Below are 8,392 nucleotides of genomic sequence, written 5' to 3'. Positions count from 1 at the left end.
CCGACGCGGGTTTTTTTCATGTTACCCTTCGGGCCATCAGCGGCCCGATTCCATTGGAGACATCCCATGGCGCTGGAGCGCACCCTTTCGATCATCAAGCCGGACGCCGTTGCCAAGAACGTCATCGGCGAAATCTACGCCCGCTTCGAGAAGGCCGGCCTGAAGGTCGTGGCCGCCAAGTACAAGCAGCTGTCGCGCCGTGAAGCCGAAGGCTTCTACGCCGTGCACCGCGAGCGTCCGTTCTTCAACGCGCTGGTCGAGTTCATGATCTCCGGCCCGGTGATGATCCAGGCCCTGGAAGGCGAGAACGCCGTCCTGGCCCACCGCGACCTGCTGGGCGCCACCAACCCGAAGGAAGCCGCCGCCGGTACCATCCGCGCCGACTTCGCCGAATCCATCGATGCCAACGCCGCCCACGGCTCGGACTCGGTCGAGAATGCCGCGATTGAAATCGCCTACTTCTTCGCCGCCACCGAAGTCGTTTCGCGCTGAGAGTAATGCCGTGAACGAGGTCGTACAGTCCCCCGCCATCCAGCCGCTGCCGAAGTCGGCACCCGCGGCTGGCAAGCAGAACCTGCTCGACCTCGATCGCGCGGGCCTGGAGAAGTTTTTCGTTGAGGTTCTTGGCGAAAAGAAGTTCCGTGCCCATCAGGTGATGAAGTGGATCCACCATCGCTACGTCACCGACTTCGATGAAATGACCGACCTCGGCAAGGTCCTGCGCGCCAAGCTGCAGGCCCATGCCGAGGTGCTGGTTCCGAACATCGTGTTCGACAAGCCCTCCGCCGACGGCACCCACAAGTGGTTGCTGGCGATGGGCGTTGATGGCAAGAACGCCATCGAGACCGTGTACATTCCGGACAAGACCCGCGGCACGCTGTGCGTGTCCTCGCAGGTCGGTTGCGGCCTGAACTGCACGTTCTGCTCCACCGCCACCCAGGGCTTCAACCGCAACCTGACCACCGCCGAGATCATCGGCCAGGTGTGGGTTGCCGCACGCCACCTGGGCAACGTGCCGCACCAGATGCGCCGCCTCACCAACGTGGTGATGATGGGCATGGGCGAGCCGCTGATGAATTTCGACAACGTCGTGCGCGCCATGAGCGTGATGCGCGACGACCTGGGCTACGGCCTGGCCAACAAGCGCGTGACCCTGTCGACCTCCGGCCTGGTGCCGCAGATCGATCGCCTGTCTGCCGAAAGCGACGTGTCGCTGGCGGTGTCGCTGCATGCGCCGAACGACGCGCTGCGCGAGACCCTGGTGCCGCTCAACAAGAAGTACCCGATCGCCGAGCTGATGGCCTCGTGCGCACGCTACCTGCGCGCCAACAAGCGCCGCGAATCGGTCACCTTCGAATACACCCTGATGAAGGGCATCAACGACAAGCCCGAGCATGCCCGTGAGCTGGCCCGCCTGATGCGCCAGTTCGACAACGCGGTGCAGGCCAAGGATTCGGGCAAGGTCAACCTGATCCCGTTCAACCCGTTCCCGGGCACCCGCTACGAGCGTTCGGAAGAGGCGCACATCCGTGCCTTCCAGAAGATCCTGCTCGACAGCAACGTGCTGACCATGGTCCGCCGCACCCGTGGCGACGACATCGACGCCGCCTGTGGCCAGCTCAAGGGGCAAGTCATGGACCGTACCCGCCGCCAGGCGGAGTTCAACAAGACGCTGCAGGCGGGGAAGGGGAGCGATGCCGCGGCCTGACCGCCTCTGGCTGGTTCTGCTCGCAGGCACGCTGGCCCTCGCGGTCGGCGGCTGCAAATCCCATCCCAAGGCCAAGCTCGGCCCGAGCGAGGCGCCGGTCTACTCCGTCCGTGATCCGGATGGGGTGCGGCAGCAGGTGCGCTGGCAGGAATTGCTGACCCTGGCTGGTCGCGACATCCAGGGCGGTAATCTCGATGCCGCCGAGCGCAAGGCGCGCGAAGCCCAGAAGCTGGTGCCCACGGCCCCCGATGGCCTGGTCCTGCTGGCGGGCATCGACGAGCGCCGTGGTCGCAGCCAGCAGGCCGGCGAGAACTTCCGCAAGGCCGCCGAGCTGGCGCCGCAACGCGGCGACGTGCTCAACAACTATGGTGCCTGGCTCTGCCAGCAGGGCCAGGCGGCTGAATCGCTGATCTGGTTCGATCGTGCCCAGCGGGCGCCGGGCAACCCCGCCGTAGCCGAAGCACAGGCCAATGCCGGCAGCTGTGCGCTGGATGCAGGCCAGTTCGAGCGTGCCGAGCGCGACCTGCGCGCGGCGCTGGCGACGCTGCCCGGCAACCCGGTCGCATTGGAGGCCATGGCCCAGCTCAGCTTCCGCCAGGGCCGCTACATGGAGGCCCGGGCCTTCGCCGAACGTAGGATTGCGGCTGCACCCGCAACGCGTTCCGTGTTACAACTTGCGTCTCAAATCGAAGCGCGGCTGGGGGATAGGGCGGCATCTGACCGCTATCTCCAGCGGATTCGACAGGAATTTCCGCAGGAAGCGGGCTCCTAACTCCAGGGTTGATGCATTGTGATTGATGACCAGACTGTGAGCGCTCTCGAGACTGTGGCCGGCTGCGGCACCCGCCTGCGCCAGGCCCGTGAAGCGGCCGGACTGACCCTTGAGGATGTCGGCTCGCGCCTGCGCATGCCGGTCCAGGTGGTCAAGTCGCTGGAAGAAGAGCAGTGGCAGAAGCTGGGCGCACCCGTCTTCGTGCGCGGCCAGCTGCGCAGCTACGCGCGCCTGCTTGATGTCGATGTGGGCCAGCTGCTCGAGCAGGCCCAGGTGGGTCCGGTGGTGCCGCCCACCCTGGTCAGCCACACCCATACCCCGCGTGCGCGCCGCATTGCCGAGAACCTCGGCCGGCGCGTGCTGTACGTCGGCATCACCGCCGTGCTGGCCGTGCCGGTGTGGTTCGCCACCCGCGGCCATTTCGATGGCAGCGCCACGCCGTCGCCGAACACCGCCTCGCTGGACGCGATCCCGGCCGCTGTGCCGGTGGCCCCGTCCGCTGCGGGTGTCGAGCCCTCGGCCCCGGTTGAAGTCGCAAGCGGCCCGGCCAGCAAGCCGGCCGCAACGCCGTATGTCGCTTCGCTGTCCCCGGTGCCGCGTCCGGCACCCACTGCGCCCGCGGCCGCCAATACGCTGGAGATGCAGTTCAGCGGCGACAGCTGGGTCGATATCGGTGGTCCGGACGGCGGCACCGTCGAGAAGGCACTGATCAAGTCCGGCGAGAGCCGCAGCTTCACGCCCGGCCAGGTGGCCCGGGTGACCCTGGGCAACGCTTCGGCGGTCCAGGTTCAGCAGAACGGCGCTATCGTCGATCTGACCCCCTACCAGCGAGCCAACGTGGCACGCTTTCAGGTATCCTCTGAAGGCTCCGTAGTCCCGGTTTCGCACTGAGGCGCGGTTTCACCACCTTCGATTAAACCCAATGGTCCCTCCCGATGGGCGGGGCGAGAGTACGCATGGCGATCGACGATCTGCTCGACGAGCACGAACAAAGTGAACGCGTCCGCAGCTGGCTGCGGAAGAATGGCGCCAGCATCCTCGGTGGCGTGGTCATCGCCATCGGTGCCATTGCCGGCTGGCAGTGGTACCAGAAGGATCAGGGCGGCAAGCTGGCCTCGGCCAATGTCGAGTACCAGAAGGCGCTCGTCGGCCTGCAGCAGAACAAGCTCGACGACGCCGCCAAGGCGGTCAAGGCGCTCGAAGCCGGCCCGTCCAGCATCTACGGCGACCTCGCGGCGCTGCAGCTGGCCAAGGCCCAGGTCGACGCCGGCAAGAACGAAGATGCGCTGGCCACCCTGCGCGCCGTGAAGGTCGAAAGCGACCTGCAGCGCGTGGTCGACCAGCGTGTGGCCCGCCTGCTGGTGGCCACCGGCAAGAGCGACGAGGCAATCAAGCTGCTGGGCAGCGCCACCGACAGCAGCAGCCTGGAAATCCATGGCGATGCGCTGATGGCGCAGGGCAAGCGCGATGATGCCCGCGCACAGTACGAGAAGGCGCTGAAGTCGCTGGACGTGGCAGCGCCGCAGCGGCGCCTGCTGGAAACCAAGGTTATGGATGCCGGCGGCATGGTCGCCGCCCCTGCGGAGTCGGTTTGATGAGTCAGAAGGTCATGATCACCCGCGTCGCCACCGTGCTCCTGATGGGCATGGCCCTGACCGGCTGCAGCACCATGAAGGGCTGGTTCGCCGGCAAGGACGCGGCAGCGAAGAAGGCCCAGGAGCCGGCTGAGCTGGTCAAGTTCGAGCCGAGCGTGAAGGTCAACAAGGCCTGGTCGGTCAACCTCGGCAAGGGCGAGCGCCGCATCGGCGTGCGCCAGGGCCCGGCCGTGGCCAATGGCCATGTGTTCGCCGCGGCGATCACCGGTGGCGTGCACGCCATCGACCTGCAGACCGGCAAGAAGGTCTGGACCTGGGAGCCGCAGAAGGAAAAGAAGAAGCCGAAGCTGCGCCTGTCCGGCGGTCCGGGTGTTGGTGAGAACCTGGTCGTGATCGGCACGCTCGATGGCCAGGTCATCGCGCTGGACATCAATGACGGCAGCGAGAAGTGGCGCGCCCGTGTTCCGGGTGAGGTCATTGCCGCGCCGGCCGTGGCCCAGGGCCTGGTGTTCGTGCGCAGCAACGACGGCCGCGTCACCGCCTTCGATGCCGGCAACGGCACCCAGAAGTGGTTCAACCCGAGCGAGCTGCCGGCGCTGACCGTGCGCGGCAACGCCCCGGTGGTCACCGGTCCGGGCGTGCTGTTCATCGGCAAGGACGAAGGCGCGGTTGCCGCGCTGGCCATGCAGGATGGGCGTACCCTGTGGGAACAGAACCTTGGCAACGGCGAAGGCCGTACCGAGCTGGACCGCATGGCCGACGTCGACGGTGCTCCGGTGCTGGAGGGCAACACCCTCTTCGTGAGCAGCTTCAAGAACCAGACCATGGCCATCGAAGGCCCGACCGGTCGCCCGCTGTGGGCGCGTGACCATGGTGGTGCAGGTGGCGTGGCGGTGTCGTCGGGCAATGTGTTCGTCACCGACAACAAGGGTGGCGTGTTCGGCCTGGACAAGGCGACCGGCGCTGCCATGTGGTCGCAGACCGAGCTGGCGCGTCGTTCGCTGACCGGCCCGGCGCTGCACGGTGATTACGTGGTCGTTGGCGACTACAAGGGATACGTGCACTGGTTGAAGACCTCCGATGGTGCGATGGCGGCACGGGCGAAGAGCGGCGGTGACGCCCTGCTGGCCCAGCCGGTCGTCGTCGACGGGGTGCTGCTGGTGCAGAACGTGGATGGCAAGCTGACCGCCTTCCGGTTGGCAAATTAAAAATTGGAGTAATCGCGATGCTGCCTTTGGTCGCCCTGGTTGGACGGCCGAATGTCGGCAAGTCGACTATTTTCAATGCGCTTACGCGCACCCGTGACGCGCTGGTCCATGACCAGCCCGGCGTTACCCGTGACCGCAACTACGGCGTCTGCCGCCTCGACGAGGACAACCATTTCCTCGTCGTGGATACCGGCGGTATCGCCGGCGAAGACGAAGGCCTGGCCGGCGCCACCACGCGGCAGGCGCGGGCTGCCGCGGCCGAAGCCGATCTGATCCTGTTCGTCGTCGATGCCCGCGAGGGCACCTCGGCGCTGGACGACGAGATCCTGACCTGGCTGCGCAAGCTGTCGCGCCCGACGCTGCTGCTGATCAACAAGATCGACGGCACCGACGAGGACAGCGTGCGTTCGGAGTTCGCCCGTTACGGCTTCGGCGAAATGCTGACCGTCTCGGCCGCGCATCGCCAAGGCCTGGACGACCTGCTGGACGAAGTGATCCAGCGCCTGCCGGAAGAAGGCAGCGGCGAAGAGCTGGACAACGATCCGAACCGCATCCGCATCGCCTTCGTCGGCCGCCCGAACGTGGGCAAGTCGACGCTGGTCAACCGCATCCTCGGCGAGGAGCGCATGATCGCCTCCGACGTGCCGGGTACCACCCGTGACTCGATCGCAGTGGACCTGGAGCGCGATGGCCGCGAGTACCGCCTGATCGATACCGCCGGCCTGCGCCGCCGTTCGCGCGTGGACGAGGTCGTCGAGAAGTTCTCGGTGGTCAAGACCATGCAGTCGATCGAGCAGTGCCAGGTGGCCGTGCTGATGCTCGACGCCACTGAAGGCGTCACCGACCAGGACGCCACCGTGCTCGGTGCCGTGCTCGACGCCGGCCGTGCGCTGGTGATCGCCATCAACAAGTGGGACGGCCTGACCGAATACCAGCGCGAGCAGGCCGAAACCATGCTGTCGCTGAAGCTGGGCTTCGTGCCGTGGGCCGAATCGGTGCGCATCTCGGCCAAGCACGGCTCGGGCCTGCGCGAGCTGTTCCGCGCCGTGCACCGCGCGCACGAATCGGCGAACAAGACCTTCACCACCAGCGAAGTGAACAAGGCGCTGGAAGTGGCCTACGAGACCAATCCGCCGCCAACCATCCGCGGCCACGTCTCCAAGTTGCGCTACGTGCACCCGGCCGGTGCGAATCCGCCGACCTTCATCGTGCACGGCACGCGCCTGAAGGAGCTGCAGGAATCCTACAAGCGCTACCTGGAGAACTTCTTCCGCAAGCGCTTCAAGCTGATCGGCACGCCGGTGAGCTTCATCTTCCGCGAGGGTACCAACCCGTACGAGGGCAAGAAGAACGTCCTCACCGAGCGGCAGGTCAAGGCCAAGCGGCGCTTGATGAAGCACGTCAAGGGCAAGTGATTCACGAGAAGGCGGCCGCAGGGCCGCCTTTTTCGTTGCCGGGGGTAACCCTGTAGAGCCGAGCCCATGCTCGGCTGCTGTTCGCGTAGTGCCACCGCCGCGCTGCTCGCGTCAGCCGAGCGCGGGCTCGGCTCTACAGGCGCTGGCCGAGGCGGGCTGGCATGACGTGGGCGATAATGCGGCCATGAGCATCCAAGAGCTTTCCCCCACGCAGGCGCGTGAACGCCTGGCCCATGGCGCCGTGCTGATCGATGTGCGCGAGGCGCACGAGCGTGCCGGTGGCATGGCCGAAGGCGCACGCGGCGTGGCCAAGGGCGAGCTGCAGGCCGATCCGGCCGCGCATCTGCCGCGTCACGACCAGGAAATCCTGCTGATCTGCCAGAGCGGCAAGCGCTCGGCCGATGCCGCGCAGTTCCTGCTGGAGGCGGGCTACACCAACGTCGCTTCCGTGACGGGCGGCACCGTGGCCTGGCGCGAGCAGTCGCTGCCGCTGGTGCAGCCGCTGGCCAGCGCCGCCGACCGCGATTTCTTTGACCGCTATTCGCGCCATTTGCTGTTGCCGCAGGTGGGTGAAGCCGGGCAACGCAGGCTGCAGCAGTCGCGCGTGCTGGTGCTGGGTGCGGGCGGACTGGGCGCACCGGCCGGCTTCTATCTGGCCGCGGCCGGGGTGGGGCACCTGCGTTTCGCCGACCACGACCGCGTCGAGCGCAGCAACCTGCACCGGCAGATCGTGCATACCGAAGCCAGTGTCGGCCAGCTCAAGGTCGATTCCGCGCGCGAGCGGTTGCTGGCGCTGAACCCGTCCATCGACGTCGAAGCGGTGCCCGAGCGGGTCACCTCCGACAACGTGGATGCGCTGCTGGAGGGCGTGGACGTGGTGCTGGACGGCTCGGACAACTTCCCGCTGCGCTACCTGCTCAACGACGCCTGCATCAAGCACGCAAAACCGCTGGTGTATGCCGCCATCGAGCGCTTCGACGGCCAGGTCAGCGTGTTTGATGCAGGCCGCCAGCGTGGCGTGGCGCCGTGCTACCGCTGCCTGTTCCCCGAGCCGCCGCCGCCGGAGTTCGCGCCGAACTGTTCCGAGGCCGGGGTGCTGGGGGTGCTGCCTGGGTTGGCCGGCGTGCTGCAGGCCACCGAGGTGCTGAAGCTGTTGCTGGGCATCGGCGAGCCGCTGGTGGGGCGGCTGTTGCGTTTCGATGCGCTGGGCATGCGCTTCCGCGAGACCGGCATCCGGCCGGACCCGCACTGCCCGGTGTGCGCGCCGGGCGTGCCGTTCCCGGGGTATATCGATTACGCCGCGTTCTGCCGGGGCGGGTGAGGCTGGCCGGGGAGTCATCCACGCATGGCGTGGATCTACCGGGGTGCGGCGGCTGTGCGTCATCCACGCATGGCGTGAATCTACCGGGGCGCGGCGGCTGTGCGTCATCCACGCATGGCGTGGATCTACTGTAGAGCCGAGCCCACGCTCGGCTGCTTTTGGCCGGAGCCGAGCCCTCACCCGCCCCCGGGGGGGGGGCGACCTCGCCCTGGCCACCAATTTCGTGTTTGTGGGGGGGGGCTGTTTGGAACGTTGTAGTTACAAAAAAAAAACCTGGCACATCAGGGGGTTTTTGGACATATCGCGTTGTTTTTTTTTGTAAACCCCTATTTTTATTTGGGGCAAAAAAACAGACCGCGTGTAGAAATCACCA

8 protein-coding genes are annotated in these 8,392 nt (G+C 66.7%); all 8 read left to right on the top strand.

The window, feature by feature from the left end; genetic code table 11:
* Nucleotides 1-66 precede the first annotated feature (66 nt).
* The 8 genes from ndk to moeB all read left to right on the top strand — a co-directional run bounded on the left by ndk (nt 67) and on the right by moeB (nt 8,019).
* Complete coding sequence (gene ndk, locus QRO91_RS20195) at nt 67-492, top strand: nucleoside-diphosphate kinase (RefSeq protein WP_008265389.1); 426 nt, start codon at nt 67-69, stop codon at nt 490-492.
* Nucleotides 493-502: 10 nt separating this feature from the next.
* Nucleotides 503-1,708, top strand: a complete 1,206-nt coding sequence (gene rlmN, locus QRO91_RS20190) for a 23S rRNA (adenine(2503)-C(2))-methyltransferase RlmN (protein WP_111177211.1) — start codon at nt 503-505, stop codon at nt 1,706-1,708.
* Nucleotides 1,695-2,480: a tetratricopeptide repeat protein gene (locus QRO91_RS20185; RefSeq protein ID WP_049427441.1), complete on the top strand. Its 786-nt coding sequence runs from the start codon at nt 1,695-1,697 to the stop codon at nt 2,478-2,480. The genes rlmN and QRO91_RS20185 overlap by 14 nt, the downstream gene beginning before the upstream one ends.
* An 18-nt stretch (nt 2,481-2,498) precedes the next feature.
* Nucleotides 2,499-3,371, top strand: coding sequence for a RodZ domain-containing protein (locus tag QRO91_RS20180; RefSeq protein ID WP_197651061.1), 873 nt, complete (start codon nt 2,499-2,501; stop codon nt 3,369-3,371).
* A 65-nt stretch (nt 3,372-3,436) separates the two neighbouring features.
* Entirely contained in the window at nt 3,437-4,075 is a 639-nt protein-coding gene (locus QRO91_RS20175; protein ID WP_197651060.1) for a tetratricopeptide repeat protein, read from the top strand.
* Complete coding sequence (gene bamB / locus QRO91_RS20170; protein WP_005409300.1) at nt 4,075-5,283, top strand: outer membrane protein assembly factor BamB; 1,209 nt, start codon at nt 4,075-4,077, stop codon at nt 5,281-5,283. Before QRO91_RS20175 ends, bamB begins: the two co-directional genes overlap by 1 nt.
* Nucleotides 5,284-5,300: 17 nt before the next feature.
* Nucleotides 5,301-6,698, top strand: coding sequence for a ribosome biogenesis GTPase Der (der, locus tag QRO91_RS20165; protein ID WP_197651059.1), 1,398 nt, complete (start codon nt 5,301-5,303; stop codon nt 6,696-6,698).
* Nucleotides 6,699-6,882: 184 nt separating this feature from the next.
* Nucleotides 6,883-8,019 (top strand): molybdopterin-synthase adenylyltransferase MoeB, encoded by a 1,137-nt coding sequence (moeB, locus tag QRO91_RS20160; RefSeq protein WP_049427444.1) that lies wholly within the window; start codon nt 6,883-6,885, stop codon nt 8,017-8,019.
* Nucleotides 8,020-8,392 lie beyond the last annotated feature (373 nt).

Source organism: Stenotrophomonas maltophilia group sp. Smal32, from assembly GCF_030237085.1.
Classification (GTDB): Bacteria; Pseudomonadota; Gammaproteobacteria; order Xanthomonadales; family Xanthomonadaceae; genus Stenotrophomonas; species Stenotrophomonas maltophilia_Q.
Note: the sequence above shows the minus strand (reverse complement) of the source record. Positions and strands in the feature narration are given on the sequence as shown.

Bases quoted from the DNA above. Each gene is read 5' to 3' on its own strand.
- ndk (WP_008265389.1), top strand. From the start codon at position 67: ATGGCGCTGGAGCGCACCCTTTCGATCATCAAGCCGGACGCCGTTGCC.
- QRO91_RS20185 (WP_049427441.1), top strand. From the start codon at position 1,695: ATGCCGCGGCCTGACCGCCTCTGGCTGGTTCTGCTCGCAGGCACGCTG.
- QRO91_RS20175 (WP_197651060.1), top strand. From the start codon at position 3,437: ATGGCGATCGACGATCTGCTCGACGAGCACGAACAAAGTGAACGCGTC.
- bamB (WP_005409300.1), top strand. From the start codon at position 4,075: ATGAGTCAGAAGGTCATGATCACCCGCGTCGCCACCGTGCTCCTGATG.
- der (WP_197651059.1), top strand. From the start codon at position 5,301: ATGCTGCCTTTGGTCGCCCTGGTTGGACGGCCGAATGTCGGCAAGTCG.
- moeB (WP_049427444.1), top strand. From the start codon at position 6,883: ATGAGCATCCAAGAGCTTTCCCCCACGCAGGCGCGTGAACGCCTGGCC.